The sequence below is a fragment of the Flavobacterium sp. ALJ2 genome, assembly GCF_015594725.1.
Taxonomy (GTDB): domain Bacteria; phylum Bacteroidota; class Bacteroidia; order Flavobacteriales; family Flavobacteriaceae; genus Flavobacterium.
This window is the reverse complement of sequence record NZ_JADNRC010000002.1, coordinates 149,116-167,660: the sequence shown is the minus strand read 5'-3', so window position 1 is coordinate 167,660 and position 18,545 is coordinate 149,116. Positions and strand designations below refer to the sequence as shown.

At 31.8% G+C, this 18,545-nt stretch carries 21 protein-coding genes and 1 tRNA gene; 5 read left to right on the top strand and 17 right to left on the bottom strand.

Going from position 1 to position 18,545, the window contains the following annotated elements:
• Positions 1 to 13: 13 nt before the first annotated feature.
• The 4 genes from IUY40_RS03100 to IUY40_RS03085 form a co-directional block, all read right to left on the bottom strand.
• Positions 14 to 577 (bottom strand): DUF5683 domain-containing protein, encoded by a 564-nt coding sequence (locus IUY40_RS03100; protein ID WP_195735428.1) that lies wholly within the window; start codon positions 575 to 577, stop codon positions 14 to 16.
• The gene (locus IUY40_RS03095; RefSeq protein ID WP_195735427.1) at positions 577 to 1,476 is read right to left on the bottom strand and encodes a ParB/RepB/Spo0J family partition protein; all 900 of its coding nucleotides are present in this window, start codon (positions 1,474 to 1,476) and stop codon (positions 577 to 579) included. The genes IUY40_RS03100 and IUY40_RS03095 overlap by 1 nt, the downstream gene beginning before the upstream one ends.
• 5 nt (positions 1,477 to 1,481) lie before the next feature.
• Entirely contained in the window at positions 1,482 to 2,249 is a 768-nt protein-coding gene (locus tag IUY40_RS03090; RefSeq protein WP_035627818.1) for an AAA family ATPase, read from the bottom strand.
• A 665-nt stretch (positions 2,250 to 2,914) separates the two neighbouring features.
• A tRNA-Pro gene (locus tag IUY40_RS03085) sits at positions 2,915 to 2,989 on the bottom strand.
• A 151-nt stretch (positions 2,990 to 3,140) separates the two neighbouring features.
• Between IUY40_RS03085 and trxB the strand changes: the two genes are divergently transcribed.
• Entirely contained in the window at positions 3,141 to 4,088 is a 948-nt protein-coding gene (trxB, locus tag IUY40_RS03080) for a thioredoxin-disulfide reductase (protein WP_195735426.1), read from the top strand.
• Positions 4,089 to 4,231: 143 nt separating this feature from the next.
• Here trxB and IUY40_RS03075 read toward each other — a convergent pair whose 3' ends face one another.
• The 5 genes from IUY40_RS03075 to IUY40_RS03055 all read right to left on the bottom strand — a co-directional run bounded on the left by IUY40_RS03075 (position 4,232) and on the right by IUY40_RS03055 (position 8,598).
• Positions 4,232 to 5,065 (bottom strand): DUF2807 domain-containing protein, encoded by an 834-nt coding sequence (locus IUY40_RS03075; protein WP_195735425.1) that lies wholly within the window; start codon positions 5,063 to 5,065, stop codon positions 4,232 to 4,234.
• Positions 5,066 to 5,145: 80 nt separating this feature from the next.
• The gene (locus IUY40_RS03070) at positions 5,146 to 5,886 is read right to left on the bottom strand and encodes a head GIN domain-containing protein (protein WP_195735424.1); all 741 of its coding nucleotides are present in this window, start codon (positions 5,884 to 5,886) and stop codon (positions 5,146 to 5,148) included.
• Between the two features lie 2 nt (positions 5,887 to 5,888).
• Complete coding sequence (locus IUY40_RS03065; RefSeq protein WP_195735423.1) at positions 5,889 to 7,607, bottom strand: PspC domain-containing protein; 1,719 nt, start codon at positions 7,605 to 7,607, stop codon at positions 5,889 to 5,891.
• A gap of 2 nt (positions 7,608 to 7,609) precedes the next feature.
• Positions 7,610 to 7,942 carry a PadR family transcriptional regulator gene (locus tag IUY40_RS03060; protein ID WP_195735422.1) on the bottom strand — a complete coding sequence of 111 codons (333 nt, stop codon included), beginning with the start codon at positions 7,940 to 7,942 and terminating at the stop codon, positions 7,610 to 7,612.
• Between the two features lie 179 nt (positions 7,943 to 8,121).
• Positions 8,122 to 8,598, bottom strand: a complete 477-nt coding sequence (locus IUY40_RS03055; protein ID WP_229335324.1) for a DUF4870 domain-containing protein — start codon at positions 8,596 to 8,598, stop codon at positions 8,122 to 8,124.
• Positions 8,599 to 8,829: 231 nt separating this feature from the next.
• Here IUY40_RS03055 and IUY40_RS03050 point away from each other — a divergent pair, with 231 nt between their 5' ends.
• Complete coding sequence (locus tag IUY40_RS03050) at positions 8,830 to 9,282, top strand: DUF4442 domain-containing protein (protein ID WP_195735421.1); 453 nt, start codon at positions 8,830 to 8,832, stop codon at positions 9,280 to 9,282.
• Between the two features lie 92 nt (positions 9,283 to 9,374).
• Here the strand turns inward: IUY40_RS03050 and IUY40_RS03045 are convergent, their stop codons facing one another.
• From IUY40_RS03045 to IUY40_RS03010, 8 genes are all read right to left on the bottom strand, one after another.
• Positions 9,375 to 9,587, bottom strand: coding sequence for a hypothetical protein (locus tag IUY40_RS03045; protein WP_195735420.1), 213 nt, complete (start codon positions 9,585 to 9,587; stop codon positions 9,375 to 9,377).
• Between the two features lie 264 nt (positions 9,588 to 9,851).
• Positions 9,852 to 10,493, bottom strand: a complete 642-nt coding sequence (locus IUY40_RS03040) for a hypothetical protein (protein WP_195735419.1) — start codon at positions 10,491 to 10,493, stop codon at positions 9,852 to 9,854.
• Positions 10,494 to 10,529: 36 nt separating this feature from the next.
• Entirely contained in the window at positions 10,530 to 11,411 is an 882-nt protein-coding gene (locus IUY40_RS03035) for an alpha/beta hydrolase-fold protein (protein ID WP_195735418.1), read from the bottom strand.
• 18 nt (positions 11,412 to 11,429) lie between these two features.
• Positions 11,430 to 11,894, bottom strand: coding sequence for a DinB family protein (locus IUY40_RS03030; protein ID WP_195735417.1), 465 nt, complete (start codon positions 11,892 to 11,894; stop codon positions 11,430 to 11,432).
• A 12-nt stretch (positions 11,895 to 11,906) separates the two neighbouring features.
• Positions 11,907 to 12,587, bottom strand: coding sequence for a GNAT family N-acetyltransferase (locus IUY40_RS03025; protein ID WP_195735416.1), 681 nt, complete (start codon positions 12,585 to 12,587; stop codon positions 11,907 to 11,909).
• Between the two features lie 89 nt (positions 12,588 to 12,676).
• Positions 12,677 to 13,309: a LysE family translocator gene (locus tag IUY40_RS03020; RefSeq protein WP_195735415.1), complete on the bottom strand. Its 633-nt coding sequence runs from the start codon at positions 13,307 to 13,309 to the stop codon at positions 12,677 to 12,679.
• Between the two features lie 77 nt (positions 13,310 to 13,386).
• Positions 13,387 to 13,914, bottom strand: coding sequence for a MepB family protein (locus tag IUY40_RS03015; protein WP_195735414.1), 528 nt, complete (start codon positions 13,912 to 13,914; stop codon positions 13,387 to 13,389).
• A 187-nt stretch (positions 13,915 to 14,101) separates the two neighbouring features.
• The gene (locus IUY40_RS03010; RefSeq protein WP_195735413.1) at positions 14,102 to 15,031 is read right to left on the bottom strand and encodes an alpha/beta hydrolase; all 930 of its coding nucleotides are present in this window, start codon (positions 15,029 to 15,031) and stop codon (positions 14,102 to 14,104) included.
• Positions 15,032 to 15,413: 382 nt separating this feature from the next.
• Here IUY40_RS03010 and IUY40_RS03005 point away from each other — a divergent pair, with 382 nt between their 5' ends.
• The 3 genes from IUY40_RS03005 to IUY40_RS02995 all read left to right on the top strand — a co-directional run bounded on the left by IUY40_RS03005 (position 15,414) and on the right by IUY40_RS02995 (position 18,543).
• On the top strand, positions 15,414 to 15,755 hold the full coding sequence (locus tag IUY40_RS03005; protein WP_195735412.1) for a cupin domain-containing protein: 342 nt from the start codon (positions 15,414 to 15,416) through the stop codon (positions 15,753 to 15,755).
• Between the two features lie 43 nt (positions 15,756 to 15,798).
• Complete coding sequence (locus IUY40_RS03000; protein WP_195735411.1) at positions 15,799 to 16,368, top strand: AraC family transcriptional regulator; 570 nt, start codon at positions 15,799 to 15,801, stop codon at positions 16,366 to 16,368.
• Positions 16,369 to 16,554: 186 nt separating this feature from the next.
• Positions 16,555 to 18,543, top strand: coding sequence for an ATP-binding protein (locus IUY40_RS02995; RefSeq protein WP_195735410.1), 1,989 nt, complete (start codon positions 16,555 to 16,557; stop codon positions 18,541 to 18,543).
• Positions 18,544 to 18,545 lie beyond the last annotated feature (2 nt).

Genomic DNA, 18,545 nt, shown 5'->3' with positions numbered 1-18,545 from the left:
GTAATACTACAATCTAAAAATGGTAATTAAATGTTAGTCCGACGTTTGGTCTTAATGTTACATCGTCGGGATAAATTTCTGGGCGTAATGATAATCTTTCATTGACGTTAAATTGTATCAATGCTGCGTCAACATTTGCATCTATTATATTTAAAACATAAAAGCCCAAGGTTACCAGGGCAGATAGATCTCGATTACGTTGATAAAACTTTTGACCAGCAATAAGTCTACTATCGTCTAGATATTGAAAGTTGTCATCTTTATGGCCTTCTAATCTTCGTTTATAAGCATCTCTATATTGATGGTACTTTTTGTTGTTATCAATATAGAAATATAAACTTGTTCCGATTGCTCCATAAACAAGGGGGATTTTCCAATATTTTTTATTGTATGCTTGTCCTAAACCTGGTAAAATAGCTGAGTAAAAAGCTGCTTTTGCCGGAGTAAGCGGGTCTATGTCATTTGATTTTAAAGTATCCTTTGCTATCAAGGCAGTGTCTTCTTTTTTTGACTGAGCAAAAACAGTTGTGCTTCCTAGTAAGAAAAATAATAGACCTATGGGAACTATCTTATTCACTAGCCTTTAATTAATTTGATGATTCTGGCAAAGTCTTCTTCTGAGTGAAATGGAATTGTAATTTTTCCTTTTCCGTTTCCTGCTACTTTGATGTCAACTTTTGCGCCAAAATAATTTGTAAACGTGTTTTTTTGATCTTCTTCAATGTCAAAAGAAGACGTATTCGGTTTTCCAGCTGGTTTCGGTTTTAAACTTTCGTGGTAATTTTTCACTAGAGCTTCCGTTTCTCGTACAGATAAATTACGGCTAACAATTTTTTGATAAATGTCAGTTTGAACATCTAAATCCTCGATGTTTATAATTGCACGACCATGTCCCATACTAATAAAGCCATCACGAATACCAGTTTGGATAATCGGATCAAGTTTTAAGAGACGCAAGTAGTTTGCAATTGTTGAACGTTTTTTACCAACACGGTCACTCATTTGTTCTTGAGTTAATTGTATTTCATCAATTAAACGTTGGTAAGAAAGTGCAATTTCTATCGGATCCAAGTCATGACGTTGAATGTTTTCAACCAATGCCATAACTAACGATTCGTTGTCATTTGCAATTCGTATATACGCGGGTACAGTATTTAATCCAACTAATGTTGAAGCTCGTAAACGACGTTCTCCAGAAATTAATTGGTATTTATTAAAGTCTAATTTTCGAACAGTTATAGGTTGAATCACACCAAGTTCTTTGATAGAAGTGGCTAGCTCACGTAACGAATCTTCATTAAAATTGCTTCGGGGTTGAAACGGATTTATTTCTATAGCACTAATTTCAAGCTCTATAATATTTCCAACAACTTTATCAGCATTTTTATCATCTACAGATTTTATATCGTTTTCTGGATCTTTTAATAATGCAGACAATCCTCTTCCTAAGGCTTGTTTTTTAATTGCTTTTGTCATAAAAACTATTTACTGTTTTTCTTTATAATTTCTTGAGCTAGATTTATATAATTAACTGCTCCTTTACTTGTAGCGTCATAGTTTATAATGCTTTCGCCAAAACTAGGGGCTTCGCTTAATTTTACATTTCGTTGGATAACAGTATCGAAAACCATATCGTTAAAGTGTTTTTGAACCTCTTCAACAACTTGATTTGATAGTCGTAATCTTGAATCGTACATGGTTAGTAACAATCCTTCAATATCCAAGTCTGGGTTGTGAATTTTTTGAATGCTTTTAATAGTGTTTAGTAATTTTCCTAAACCTTCAAGTGCAAAATATTCACATTGAATTGGAATAACTACAGAGTCAGCCGCAGTTAAAGCATTTAGAGTTAAAAGTCCTAATGAAGGAGCACAGTCGATAATAATATAATCGTACTCATCTTTAACGCTCTCTAATGCTTTTTTTAGCATATATTCTCTGTTTTCTTTATCTACCAATTCGATTTCGATAGCTACAAGGTCAATGTGAGCCGGAATCACATCCACGTTTGGAGCTGTGCATTGAATAATAGCTTCTTTTGGTGTATGACTATGTTCCAGTATTTGATAGGTTCCGATTTCTACAACTTCTACGTCAATACCAAGTCCTGATGTAGCATTTGCCTGAGGGTCAGCATCTATTAGTAATACTTTTTTTTCTAAAACACCTAATGAGGCTGCAAGATTTACAGATGTTGTAGTCTTTCCAACGCCTCCTTTTTGATTAGCAATCGCAATGATTTTGCCCATTTATTTTCTGAATTTTGAACCGTAAAAATACGATTATTTATGGTTTTTTAAAATCTATTTTGTTAACATTTGTTAAACCCTGATTAATCGTCATTTGACAGTGCACTATTTTTAAATTACACAATATCTTTAATAGATGATTTTTGTTTGTTTGTTTCGGGGTTTGTTTTTTTTTATTTGTATGTGGTTCGAAATAATAACTTTTTAGAGAGGTTGGCTCTCAATTGGTTGTTGTTTCGTGTTTTGGAAGTTAGCTTTTGTGGCGTAACCTTATATTGTGTTTTTAAATAATAATTTAGATTGGTTAATTATTAATATAGGGATTCGTTTTTTGATAATATTTTAGTTTTCGCAACTTCGAAAGCTGGTGACTTTTTTCAGTAGTTATGGTAGATTTATCTTTATTTATATTTGAAAGGGGAGTTTGTGTTATTTTTCTATGGTTTTTATTATGCGATACGATGTCATTTTAATCTACTATATGTACTGATCAAGAAATTGAATAAAAATGCAAAATAAACGTAGCATTAATAAATGCATGGAACATTATGCAGTAAATATAAGGTAATTTTTGTACTTTTCAATATTTTTAGGTAGTTTTTATCTGCATAAAATAGATCCTCGGGTAAAAAAAAAGTCTTTTCAAATAAATGAAAAGACTTTTGTCGGGGTGGCAGGATTCGAACCTGCGGCCTCCTGCTCCCAAAGCAGGCGCGATAACCGGGCTACGCTACACCCCGAAAGCGGGTGCAAAGATATACAAATTATTCGTTTGTCAAAACAATATATCAAAATAAATTTTATTTATTTTGATATAGTTATTTAGGATTTATTTAAGGCGCAAATTTTTATAATAAAGTATACATTTGTATTTCAGAAAAAAATAAAATTATGTCAGATACAATTGAAAAAATAAAATGCCTAATTATAGGTTCTGGACCAGCAGGTTATACTGCTGCTATATATGCCGCCAGAGCTAATATGAATCCGGTTTTATACCAAGGAATGCAACCTGGAGGACAACTAACCACAACTAATGAAGTGGAAAATTTTCCAGGATATGTTGATGGAGTTACTGGACCAGAAATGATGATACAATTGCAAAAGCAAGCGGAACGCTTTGGTGCCGATATCCGTGATGGCTGGGCTACAAAAGTAGATTTCTCTGGAGATATCCATAAAGTATGGATTAATGATACTATTGAGTTACATTGCGAAACAGTAATTATTTCTACTGGAGCATCTGCTAAATATTTAGGATTACCATCAGAGCAACATTATTTAAAAATGGGTGGTGGAGTTTCTGCCTGTGCAGTTTGCGACGGATTCTTTTATAGAAACCAAGAGGTTGTAATTGTTGGAGCCGGAGATTCAGCTTGTGAAGAAGCACATTACCTGTCTAAACTTTGTAAAAAGGTTACTATGTTGGTAAGAAGCGAGAAATTCAGGGCTTCAAAAATTATGGAAGACCGTGTTCGTAAAACTGAAAATATCGAAATTTTAATGAATCACGATACGGTAGAAGTAGTTGGTGATGAACAAGTAGTTACTGCTGTAAAAGCAAAAAATAAAACTACAGGTGAAATTTTTGATATTCCAGCAACTGGGTTTTTTGTGGCAATTGGTCATAAACCAAACACAGATATCTTTAAAGATTATTTAACGCTTGATGAAACAGGATATATAATCAATACTCCCGGAACATCAAATACTAACGTTGCAGGTGTTTTTGTAGCAGGAGATGCAGCAGATCATGTGTATCGTCAAGCTATTACTGCTGCAGGTACTGGATGTATGGCAGCTTTGGATGCTGAAAGATACTTGGCTTCAAAAGACTAAATATAAAGTTTTTAAGTTTTGCCTTTTTATTTAACAAAAAAAATCCCTTTCGAAAGGGATTTTTTTGTTAAATAATTTTTGATGGGACAGAATAAAGTCCTTATTTTATACGTAGTTGTTAATATATAAAGTCAAAATATTTTTTATTTCAATCTTTTAAATAATTTGGCTTCTTCACTAAAACGAGTTAGCTCAATTTTTGGTGTTCCCAAAAGTTGTACTTCAGCTTTGTCTCCTGCAGCAATAGTAATTGTAGTCTCAGCAAGTAAACTACAAGTAGAGTAATTTTCGGCTGTAACATTTGCATTCTTTACTGTGAATTTATTTCCTGTAAAGATAGAGTTATTGTCTACCCTAAAAGTTCCATTTTTAGCAGAGCCTTCAATAGCTGCATTTGATTTTTGATATAAATCACATTTAAAATCTGTTGCAACAACTAATGCTTTTAGACCTGCATTTTTACTTAATTGAACACTAGCATTTTCTGATTTTAAATTCAATTCTGTTTTTGATTTATTGTCAGCTATTAAAGCAAATTTTTTAGAGTTTACATTCAAAAATAATTTTGAATAATCTACAGAGTTGAAAGTAATTTCGTCAAGTTGGAGCTCCTGAATTGCGTTTACTACAGTAGTGTTTTTTGCAATAACTTTAGTTAAATCCTTGGTGTAAGTTACTCTTACAATTAGTTTTTTAAAGATACTGGCAGCTTTGGATGTGTAAATACGAAGCGCTTTTCCGTTTAGATCCATTTCAATAATTTCATGAAGATTATCATCAGCTTCAATTTTTATTTCATTCTTTTCTCCACGTTCCAAGTAAACTTCAAGATTGTCATTAACCTCAAGGCTATTGAATTCACCTATTTCTTTAGATGCGATAGTTACTATTTTAGATCCTTTTATCTTTTCTTTTTTTTGTGCGAAAGTTGTCGTTGAGGCAACTAAAAGCAGAAGCACTAGAGTGTATTTTTTCATTAAATTTAGTTTTTTACAAATATAAAAAAACCATCCACTTTTGATGGATGATTAGTATAATTTTAAGGACTATTTAAGTATTACTCTTGATCGATGTTTCCTCCTGAACTTGATTTCTTTTCGATAGATTTTGGAATTGAGTTGTAATTAATGTTTCCTCCGCTACTCGCTTTTGCTTTTAAACTTAAAACAGGATGTACCTGTATTGAAGCACCGCTGGAAGCTTGGGCATCAATATCATTTGCCAACATTCTCTTTGCATTGATCCCGCTTCCGCTAGATGCAGATACATTTAATTTTAATGCTTTCCCTTCAATAGCTATATTACTAGCGCTGCTTGTTTCACAGGTAATAGCATCCGATTCGATATTTATATTCATATCTGCAGCACTTGATGCATCTAAGTTAATATCTTCTCCTCTTATAACGTTTATGGTTTTTACAGTAGATGCGCTCGAAGCTTTTATGTTAGTAATGATTGGCATTTTTACAATAACTTTTTTAGATTTTATGTTGCTAAAAGAATTATAGTCACATTTAATTACTAAAGTATTTCCTTCAATCTTAGTAGTTATTTTATTTATTAAATTATCATCAGCTTCTACAGAAATTTCTGTTTTGTCTGATTGTTCAATTACAAGATCTATAGCATTGCTAACGGATACATTTTCAAAATTTCCTTGAATATTTCGTTTTTCAGTAACAACTTTTCCGCTTCCATTTATTGATTTAAAGTTGGTTGAAAAGTTGCAAGATGCAAATAATAAAGCTGTTAAAGTAACAACTATAAACTTGGTAACACAAATAATTATCTTCATCATGACTAGTTAATTTTAATTATAACTCCGTTTTTATCTGTAGTCAAGTGTCCTGAAGTTTTCTTTCCGTTCAGAACTTCTTTCCCATTTATTTTAACCGAAACTTCATTTATGGTATCGTTTGTATTGGTTTCTACATCATCAAAATCATTTTCAGATATTGGGCAGTTCATACATTTAACTTTAGAACTTCCTACTTTATAGATGTAATCATCAGAACTAAAATGTAAATTAAAGAAATTATCATTAGATTCATCATAATCTTCTACTGAAGCATCTGGTTTTAATAGTTGGCCTTCAGGCAAGTATAAGTATATTTTTACTTCTTGATCTCTAAATTTGTTTTTAACATCCGTTAAAAGATAGTTGTCAAGTAGTAGTTGATTTCCTTTTATTTCAAATTTATAATATATTTTATCTGCTCTTTTCTTAGCATCTATAAAAGATTTTCCTCTGGCATTTTTTTCGATTTGAATGTATGCATTTTTTTCGTCAGTGCGTAATACATGCAAACTAATATTGGTAGAATATATCAATTGGTTGTTTGCAGAATCTTGCACAAACTCGAAATCATTGCGATGATTTAGGTCTTTAGCATAGTAATCATTATACTTAAACTTTACAAAAAGAGTATCGGTAGTTTTAATGTTTATAGGATATTTTTGTACTGTTTTGTTCTCATATGAAACTTCAGTAGCTTGTTTTATTCCAACACTTATTGCTAGCGCCATTGCAATAATCCAAATAGCAAGTAAGGTGTATTTTGCAATATTACCTATAGATTTCATGTTTGGAGCCAATAATTTAAAACCCAATAAGGTCATAAAGAAAAATGGAATTCCAACAGCAAAGAACATTAATAAACCAAACATCCAGATAGGGTAGTCAGTAAAGTTTCCTGCATCTACAAAGTTTTGCCAAGGGAATTCAATAAAAAGATTTGTTCCCAAAGTAAAAACTCCAATTAATAAAAATAGCAATACAGTTATTCCTGAGATGATTAAAATAATTCCTAAAAACTTAGCAAAAATTTTAAAAACTGTCATAATGAAATCACTAAAACTGCTTCCTATTCTTTCGGCACCTGACTTTACCTGGTTTCCCATTTTGTCGTAATCAGCATTTTTAAATTTATCCGAAAGAGTCTCGATTTCTTCACGTACCTTTTTTTCGATATTCGAAATTGTAACAGGCTCACCAGTCATTTCTAGTTTTTCCGAAGTTGTTACAGCTTCGGGAGTTACAATCCATAAAACGATATAGGCTACGATTCCAGTTCCAAATCCAGCAAAAACAAATATCAGGAACATGATTTTTAACCAAACTGCGTCTATTCCAAAATAATGACCCAAACCAGTTGCTACACCACCAATCATACCTTTTTCTTTATCACGGTATAATTTTTTGGTTCTTCTAGTTCCAGAGTCGCTAAATGATTGATTAGATGAATTAGCTTCTTCTTCTAGGATATAGTCTTCAGGTTGCCCCATTACTGCTATAACCTCATCCACGTCTTTTAATCCCACAACGTGTTTTTCACTTTTTTGTTTCTCGGTTAATAATTCCGATACACGCATTTCAATGTCTTTAATAATTTCGTCTTTACCAGAAGAGTTACTCAAAGAACGTTTTATAGCGTCAAAATAGCGCGTCAGTTTCAAGTATGCATCTTCATCTATGTGAAAAAACATGCCTCCTAAGTTAATATTTACAGTTTTGTTCATGATTATTGTTTTTGATTGGTGATTAGTGTTACAGCATCCGAAAGTTCATTCCAGGTACTATTTAGTTCGTTTAAAAATGTTAGGCCTATTTCGGTTAATCCATAATATTTTCGTGGTGGTCCAGAAGTCGATTCTTCCCAGCGATAATTTAGTAAACCATCATTTTTTAATCTGGTTAATAATGGATAAATAGTTCCTTCTACAACCAGTAATTTTGCGTTTTTCAAAGTGTCTAATATTTCCGATGTATAAGCATCTTTTTCTTTCAGTACAGATAAGATACAAAACTCAAGAACACCTTTGCGCATCTGTGCTTTTGTGTTTTCAATGTTCATAATTTCATTTTGTTTTGTTTAGATTGACGATTCGTTTTTTGATTGATGATTGATTGATGATTTTTGAAGCTATCTCCTGCTCTCCGCTATATCTTTTTCTGGCGAAAAGAGCCAGAAAAAGGATGCCGCTTCTATCAGGGCTAGGCTCTTATATTGTATATAACTTTTAACTTTTTGCATTACTTAATAAAAGGAATAGTAATCGGATATTTATATAATTCTCCGTTTGAAGCTTTTATTGATGCATAAATAACTAAAAAGAATTCAACTATTTTTAGCATTCCAAAAATTAAAATTGCCAATACTCCAATACTTAGGATTCCGATATTATCTCCAAGGTTAAAATTATTCATCGTGAAATCATTATCGTTAATAATTACATCCATCGGAATGTTCTTGAAGATTACAAAAACAAAAATTGGAATAGCAATTAAAGCAAGAATCAAAGTGTATAATAATAAACTTAATTGAAAATTTAAAGCTTGTTTTCCATGATGATTTACAAATTCTGATTTGTCTTTTTTACTCGACCATATTAATGTCGGGAAGATGTAATTCCCAAATGGAATAAAATATTGAGTTAATGTACTCAAATGAGTAAATGTGGCTGTGTTTCTTTCTGATGTTGTTTCCATGATTAGTGGTGTTGTTTCCATGATTAAAAGCATATAGTAATTTCTTATACAAATATATAGCTAAAAGACAGTATCTTGTTTTGCATAGTACTAATTATTAACAAAATTTTAACAAATATAAAGTTCTGATTCAATTAAAAAAGCATTGGAAATCAATGGAATTAGCTGTTTTTGTTGGTGTTTTATGAAAGTAAAAACAATTTATTGTGCGTGCATAGTTTTTTTGTATTTTTACATAAAAAAATAAATCTAATGGCAATTTCAGTTTCTAAATTAAACAAATTTGTATTATTCAAATTACCATCGGCCTTTATTTGTGGGGTACGTGTAAAGGAAATCGACGAAAATAAATGCGTTGTAACGGTAAAGCACCGTTGGATAAACCAGAATCCTTTCAATTCTATGTATTTTGCGGTACAAGCTATGGCTGCTGAGCTTACAACTGGAGCATTGGTAATATCCGAAATTCAAAAAAGTGGACGTAAAATTTCGATGCTTGTAGCTAATAACAAAGGGAACTTTACTAAAAAAGCAACTGGGCGCATTACATTTGTCTGTAACGACGGTCATTTAATAGCCGAGGCTATACAAAGAACAATTGAAACGGGAGAGGGGCAAACCTTTTGGATGAAATCAATAGGGACTGATGAAAAGGGAATTCAAGTATCCGAAATGGATTTTGAATGGAGTGTTCGAGTGAAATAATCATATACAAAATAAGATAATTCTCCGTAATGAACAAATATAAAAAAATGCCTCAAGAAATTGAGGCATTTTTTATAGAATACAATGAAGTATTATTTCTTAGAGCAACATTTTTTGGCATCTTTACCAGCCATGTCTTTATCACATTTTTTTCCTTCGGCTTTGCATTTAGCTTTACATTTTTCGATATCAGCTTTACTCATTGTTTTCGAAGAAGTTTCTTTTTTAGTAGTTGGTTTAGCTTCTTGAGCACTTACGCCCATAGAGAACAAGGCAATAGTTAGAACAGTGATTACTTTTGTCATTTTGTTTGGTTTTTTTGTATGTTGATGATTTCATTTTTAGATAGTTCTAAAAAGATGAATCAAATATAATATGAATTTTTGCTTGTAAGAATAAGTGTAATGTTAATTTTTTTGTAAAAAATAGAGTGAGGTCTTTAAGGTTCAAAGGGATAAGAAAAATCTAAGGCTTCGTTTGAGGATTTATTATGGCGTTTTTCTTAGCTCTACGAATAATCTTTGTTAAAGGTTTGGACTTTAAGAAAGATTATAGACTGTTAGACGGAATTACAATATCATAAACTGCAATACTCTATTATGGTTTAGTAAATCCTCATCAGATTCACTATAAACTTTTTGCCAATCAAAGTTTGGAATCTCTATTTTGGTAAGAGCAGTTCCGTTCCAAATTATTTCGAAGCCATTATCTTTAAGTTTTTCGGCTACTTTTTTACCTATTTCTATTGTAACCATATCATCTGAATTATCAATCTTCTGAAAAGCGATCATTAAATTTCTGCTCTCAGGATCAATAGCTCTTTCTAAATCCTGTTGGTGGTAAAAACAGTATCCATCTGATTGTACTTGTTGTTTCCTTAGTTCTATTTCTACTTCAACAACTTCGCCTTCGCCTTCGCTGGTAGTGTAACCGGCATTATGAAGCGCAATGATATTTGATTGGCTCAACTCATTAAAAGCTTTTACAAGCCTTTCAGTATCTGTTGGTGATTTCCAACCTTTACTTGCTTCTTGGTGTTTTTTAAATTCGGCATCGATAGTTTTGTTTACCCATTTTTCTGATATCTCATCTTCAAAACCTTCATCTTCGACTTGTTCCCAAATTATGTTTTTAATCTCCTCAACAGGGAAAAATCCCATTTTGATTTGGTTTACTAATGAATCGTATATGTATTCTTGATCTTCGGTCATGATTTTTAAATTTATATTATGAAGGTTATGATAATTTTATTTCTCGTAAATAGTTTTTGGATAAAAAGCTTTAAAAGCATTGTAAACTCCTTGATGAATTACAGTCGAGTGAATTTCGTTTTGGATATAATCATAATATACTTTAGTACTCTTTGCGTCATTTTGCTTTAGCGTTTCACTTAATGATATGGCATCATCATACATTGTTTTGTCTTCCTCTTTATTGCAAGCTGCAATATATACTCGTGCAGGTTTGTTGTCTTTTACTTTAAGCAATTTATGAGCTTCTGCTAATAAGGATTGATTACCCCACCATAAACTAGGGGCTATGATTATATAATTGTCAAATAAATTTCGGTGTTTTAATAAAATTTCGGTCGCCAAAAGCCCTGCCAATGATTCGCCAATAATAGTTTTATGATTGCTCGTATTGAATTTTTTATCAATATAAGGTTGTAATTCTTTTTCTAGAAAAGCAATGTACTTATCAGACCCACCGTATTGAGGAAAACTTTTTTTCTTGAATCCCATTTTTTCAACAAAGTCCAAATTAGGAACGGCAAATGTAAAATCACGTCTTCGATTCGTATTCTCTATTCCAACAACGATAGATTTTGGAAATCTTGCTATCCAAGATTGTGTATTAAACCGTACGATTCCTGTAATATGAATAAAGTCTTCTTCGACACCGCCATCAAGGATATATATAACGGGATATTTTATAGTATCTTTTTTATTATACCCTTCGGGTAAGTATATATTTATTGTTCTTGTCTCACCAAGCTCGGTCGATTTTAATTTATCTGTAATTCCAAGTACTATTGGCTGGCTATTATCTGTGGTTTGTTTGCTTTTTGTTTGAGCAAAATTATAATTAGTAAATAAAAGGAAGATAAAGATGTAGACTATTTTTTTCATGAATTTTGGTATGATGTATTATTGGCGTACTATTATTTTATATTTTTCGATTTGGCGGCGGTGTCTCAAGACGTGCACAATGGAATGTTCTAGAATTTGTTCGATATCGTAAACTTGTCCCCAAGAAGTGTTTAGTTTTTTATTATTATCAAATTCCTCTAGCTGATTGTCATTTATACCTTTAAAGGAATCATTTAAGTGACTATTATAATCTTGTATAGAAGTATGAAATATTTCATCTCGAAAATCTATTGATTCCCCTTTAAATCTTCGAATGTAAATAGCATAAGCATAACCAGAGCAAACAACCTGAGACAAAATGGTTTGGATTGATTTGCAGCTATCGTCGGTTGTTTGGTTGTCTATAATTTTTATAAGTTCAGTCTCCGAGATATCCGAGATAGTATGTTGTAAATCTGTAATGGCTCCTTCATATACATCAAGTAATGCGCCACTAGCTCCTTGTCTATAAAATTTTGTCATATTATAAATTGTTTACTTTGAAATATGCCAAAGGCTCATTTTTCGTCTGGTTGAAAAACCTAGCTTTTCATATAGTTTTATGGCGCCAATATTGCTTTCGACTACGTGCAAATAAGGTGTTTTGTTCTGATCAAAGATGTTGTTTATAGCGTGAGCGATTAGTTGTTTGGCATATCCTTGCCCAGTATATTCGGGATGAGTAACGATGGCACTTACTTCGGTAAAATCATTCATTTTCATGCGTTCACCTGTAACAGCAATAAGTTTATTGTCTTTGAATATTCCAAAATAATTGCCTAGCAAGGCAGTTTTCTTTTTAAAATAACCAGGTTGAACAAGACTGACCAATTCAAATAAAGCATCTATGTGGTCGCTGGTTGTAAGAGGAAGGATATTTTCTTTTATCTCAACATCTATTCGGTTATGGATAATCATTTGCAGACAGATTAATTCCTTTTTCAACTCTAGCTGATCTGAAAGTTGAGGTTTTTTACCAATTATAAAAAAGTTATCGGTTAATTGAGAGTATTGATCAATAGCTTCTGTGCTATTTTCGGCTGTTATGAATCCTCCAAAAGGACAGTAATCAGGATTGTAAAATTTGATATTGTTGTAGTTTATTGAAAATTCTTGGTGCGTTTCTGATAAAGAATACCAAGCAGGGTTGTTTAATTTTGTATAATTGGTATTCATATGTTTGATAGTGCGAGAATTACTTCTGGCATTAAGTATTATGTAGTTGTATAAAAAATATCATTAATGAGTTTTTACTCATTGCGCTTTTATCTTTTTGTAAAAGCTATTTTTAAGCCAAGTAAAATAAAAACGATTCCAGTCATTTTGTTCAACCTACTTTCGGCATTTTTGTTTTTATTAAAAAGAGTTGCAACATTACTTCCCATTAATGCTAAAAAAGAACACCATATTAATGCTATAATAAAGATAATGAATCCAAGTAATAAATATGGAATAGGATTATTTATCTCAGAAGTTTTTATAAATTGAGGTAAAAAAGCTAAGAAGAAAATAGCAATTTTAGGATTTAAGACATCGCTTAAAAGTGCAGTTAGAAATAATTTTTTGTTTGCAGTATTTTTAACTTCAATAGATTTTATTTCTGTTTGATTTGTTTTTGCAGTAAGCGATTTATATCCGAGATAAAACAAATAGGCAGCACCTAAGTATTTAACGAGACTAAATGCAAAAGCAGATTGTGCCAGAATAAGCGAAAGCCCAAATGTAGCCGCAAGCGTATGAATTATAAGTCCTAAGCTAACTCCGAGTGCTGAATATAATCCTGCTTTTTTACCAAGAGAAATACTTCTTGTTAATACCATAATGGTGTCGATTCCTGGAGTAATAATAACAATTGCTGCGGCTATTATGAATGTTCCCAAACTATCTATTCCTGTCATGGTTATCGTTTTAGTATTAATAATTGGTTTTGTTGGTGGCTTACGTTTTAAGCATTAGCTAAAATAGAATTTATTTATTAAGGAATCAGTTTTTTTATTAAATTCAAATCAGCTGGTTTATCGCTCGGTATACTTACAAAATAATCTAATTGCCATTGTTGCGTTTTCTGCGCCTGTTTGCTTGTTGTGCTGTCCCAAGGTGGATATACACGAATGGCACGTTTGCCTTCTTTTTTATCATCAGATAAAATTCCTTTTTGATGCAGTACCGATTTCGGAAAAATGAATTGTCCAAAATGAGAACCATTTCTAGTACTTACAATAAACAAATTGATATCATCAGTAATTTCAAAAGGGGCAATAGGACCTTTCTCGCTTCTTTTCCAGAGCGTAACAAATTGTCCCACTTTGGTAGGAGTGACTTTAGCTACACGATAAACAGTTGCTTGCTTGTTAATTTTAAAAGTATAAGCGCCATAGTCGGCACTTTCGGTTTCGGCTATTGGTTGCGTACATTCTAGGTTGCATGCATTGTATAATAGTTCTTTTGCTTCAAGCAAATCTTTATGAATACTATTTGTAGACCAGATGGTTGAGGTTTTCATGGGTATTTTTTATTATATTAATTAGGTAATTGTTTTAGACGCTTACATAATTTATTGAAATTGTTTTAATCATATATTGTAAGTTCATTTAAGTTTTATTGTAATTAATCACACTTATGTTTATTGAATGACTTATATGCTTACCTTTTTTGTTCCATCTTAAATCTGTGTAATCTAAGGATATAACTCAATTATTTTTATTTATTTTCAAAATCCAATTAATACAACTCTCAATCCATTGTACATCGCTGGTAGGATTGTCCATTCCAAAACCGTGACCACCATTGGCATAAAAGAAAGATTCTACGGAGACTTTATTTTTTTGCAAAGCAGCGATAAACACAAGCGAGTTTTGTACAATAACATCATTGTCATCTATTGCGTGGCAAATAAATGCAGGAGGAGTATTTGGAGTTACATGCAATTCATTGGAGTATTCTTTAATTTCTTCAAGAGATGCATCTTTGCCAAGCAAATTGTTTCTGGACCCCAAATGTGTTAAACTATCTGTCATACTAATAACAGGATAAGTAAGAATCATAAAATCGGGACGTAAGCTGGTTTTTAACGGATTGTCGATATATGCTTTTGTATAATGTGTGCCGGCAGTAGAAGCCAAATGTCCTCCGGCAGAACTACCCTGAATTCCAATTTTGGTTGGATTTATTCCCCACTTTTCGGCATTTTCTCTTACCAACTCAATAGCACGTTGCGCATCTTGCAAAGGAACTATTTCTTTGTTTTCGACATATTTAGTAATCGGTAATCGGTATTTTAAGACAAATGCTGCAATTCCGCTTTCGTTTAGTTTTTTTGCAATAGCATAACCTTCATGATCAATTGCTACTCCCGAATACCCCCCGCCTGGGCAAATAATTACACCAATTCCTGTAGCTTTATTTTTTTCGGGAAGAAAAACAGTCAGGTCAGGTGTAGCGACTCTTGTAATTACAGTAATTTTTTTTGCACCAGTATCATAAACCATAATAGAATCTTTTAAGTCTGCAATTTCTTTAGCGTTTGGGACTTTTCCATTATATAAAGGGATAACATTTTGGGCATATTGAGAGTTGGACATTCCGATAAGTAAATAAAGGGTTAGAAGTAATTGTTTCATAAAGTGGTTTTAATCCAATTTAGTAATAAGAGCAAAATAATAGTATTCTCGCTTAGTATAACAAAAATAGGGTATAATTTTTTATTTGCCCTTATTTAGTTATTCTGATGTATTTTTAATTCATGTTTTAGAGAATTAGATTTAAATAATAATACAATAAAGATCAATAGGTCTTTTGTTTGAGTTATGATGATAATAATTAGCAAGTTGTGTGTCTTTGTATGTGTTAATTTGAAGTTCAGAATTATATAACAATTTTTAATAATTGTACAACGCTTAACCGAATTAAAATACCATCTTTGTTTTGTGGGGAATTTTTTTTTCAATACGCTCGTTTATTACGAAAATTGGACTAGTAAATTAATACTCACCCAACAAACAAATGAATCATTTCGAAATTCAAAAAGGTGAGTCACATATTATTGTTGAAATTATACAGTATATTCCTAATGCCGTTTTAAGCAAAACGATCATTAAAAAAACGACTGGAAACATTACTGCATCATCATTTGACGCGGGTGAAGAACTAGCAGAAAAAACTTCTCCCTTTGATAATTACATTCAGATAATTGATGGCACTGCCGAAATAATAATTAATGATAAACCCCATAAATTAAATCTAGGTCAAGGAATCGTAATTCCAGCACATGCAAAGCATAGTATTAATGCCAATGTGCAATTTAAGATGATTTCGACCATAATTAAAAGTGGCTACGAGGATTAATTCAAAAGATAAAATCGTTAATTATCATATAAGGAAATAAGAAATGAAACTCTATATAAAATATATGGTAAGTCTCCGCTGTAAAATGGTGGTAAAAGATGCATTAGAAAATCTAGGACTTCAGTGTGTTATTGTAGATCTAGGATTGGTAGAAATAATAGGAGATTTATCTCCCGAAATTCGCGATGAACTTAAAATTATCTTATTAAAGGCAGGACTAGAGTTAATGGACGATAAAAAGGCAGTTTTGATTGAAAAAATAAAAACCATTATTGTCGAAATGGTTCATTACACAGATGAGCTACCCAAAGTAAATTATTCCGATTATATTAGTGAAAAAATGGGTATGGAGTATACTCATATAGCCAAGATATTTTCGGAAGTAAAAGGAATAACAATAGAACATTTTATTATTGCCCATAAAATAGAACGCGTTAAAGAATTGCTGTTGTATGATGAACTAAATCTTACGCAAATTTCTTATATGCTTAACTACAGCAGCGTATCACACTTATCCCAACAATTTAAAAAAGTAACGGGTCTTACCCCAAGTTTCTTCAAACAACTTAAAGACAAAAAAAGGATTGCCCTTGAGAATGTCGGAATTGTATAACTTCTTTTACTTATTATACAATAAGGTATAGATTAAAATAATCACATTTGACTACGTTAAATAGGATTGTTTTGATGTTTCTATGCTGTACACTATTGGTTCTTCATAATAAAACGATATCCTGTTGAAAAAACAACGTAACTCAATTAAGGAAATTGAAAATTCAAATTTGATAAACGTATAACAATGGAATCCAAAAATAAAGAAGAAAACAGTTATGCACGTAGTTTAATAGAAGCTAATTTAAATTCTATAATTGTTATTGATCAAACAGGGAAAATTACAGATACGAATCAAGTATTTATTGAAATTGCAGGAAAGGATAGAAAAACAATTTTAGGAAGTTATTGTTTTGATTATTTCACCAATCCCCAAAAAGTAAAAGCAGTTTGTAAACAAATTTTTAAGGAAGGGTATATTAATGATTATGAATTAACAATTACCGATCATAAAGAAAAAGATGTCTTGTTTAATGGATTTGTATATAAAGATAGAGAGGAGAAAGTACTGGGAGCTATTCTTATGGCTAGAAGTATTGAAAAACAAAAAGTAATAGAACACGAATTACGTGAAGCAAAAGTTATTGCTGAAAAAGCTACCAAAATTGCAGAGGACGCAACTAAAACTGCAGAAGATGCTACAAAGATTGCCGAAGAAGCAGTAAAATCAAAGCAACAGTTTTTGTCGAATATGAGCCACGAGATTAGAACGCCTATGAATGCTATTATTGGTTTTACCAAAGTAGTACTCAAAACCGATTTAACGGCTAAACAGAAAGAGTATTTAACAGCTATAAAAATTAGTGGAGATGCATTAATCGTATTAATAAATGATATTCTAGATTTAGCCAAAGTTGATGCTGGAAAAATGATTTTTGAAAAAACGCCTTTTAAACTAGCGTTGTCCGTAACAGCGATGTTGCATTTATTTGAAACAAAAATTCAAGAAAAAAACTTAAAACTAATTACAAATTATGACAAAAGAATTCCCGAAGTACTTATAGGAGATCCCACAAGATTGCATCAAATTGTTTTGAACCTAGTAAGTAATGCGGTCAAGTTTACAAATAAAGGAATGATTGTCGTGAGTGTACAGTTGCTTTCGCAAGATGATGAAAAGGTATCTATTGAGTTTTCTATTTCTGATTCGGGAATTGGAGTTCCAGCTGATAAGATGGAGAAAATATTCGAAAACTTTCAGCAAGCTTATTCTGGTTCTTCAAAAATATATGGAGGTACTGGATTAGGTCTGGCAATTGCAAAACAATTGGTTGAATCTCAAGGAGGAAATATTCAAGTAAAAAGCGAAATAAATAAAGGAGCAACTTTTAGTTTTATTTTGGATTTTGAAAAAACAACTGCCGAGGCTGTCCTTGAACCCGAAATCATCGAACTGAGCAGAGAGATAAAAGATACAAAAATATTAGTTGTTGAAGACATGGAGCTTAATCAGCTACTTATGAAAACCTTGTTGGATGATTTTGGTTTTGAATGTGATATTACTGCCAATGGTAAACTAGCTATCGAAAAGTTGAAAACTAAAACATATGATATTATTTTGATGGATTTACAAATGCCGGAGATGGACGGTTTTGAAGCCACAGAATACATTCGCAATACAATGAAGTCCCAAGTCCCAATAATTGCTTTAACAGCAGATGTAACAACAACAGATGTAGAAAAATGCAAAGCAGTAGGGATGAATGATTATATGGCTAAGCCTGTTGATGAAAGATTGCTTTACAGTAAATTAATCGCTTTCTCGAAAAAGCCGATATTAATAATTGAACATAAAAAGGGACAAAATGGGGAAGTGAAAAAAATTAAATATGTAGATATGAATTATCTCATTAAGTTAACAAAATCGAATCCGATTTTAATGACTGATATGATAAATGCTTATTTAAAACAAACACCACCTTTAATTGCTACAATAAAGAAAAGCCTTATAACCAAAGATTGGAAATCGATACAGTCGGCAATTCATAAAATGCTACCCTCATTTTCGATAATGGGAATAAGCCCAGATGTAGAAAAAATTGCTAAGAAAATCCAAGAATATGCATTTGCACTTGAAATTTCTATAGAGATAAACGAATTGATATTTGAACTTGAAAAAGCTTGTGGCGAGGCTTGTGAAGAACTCGAAGAAGAACTCGAAAATTTAAAAAGATAGAT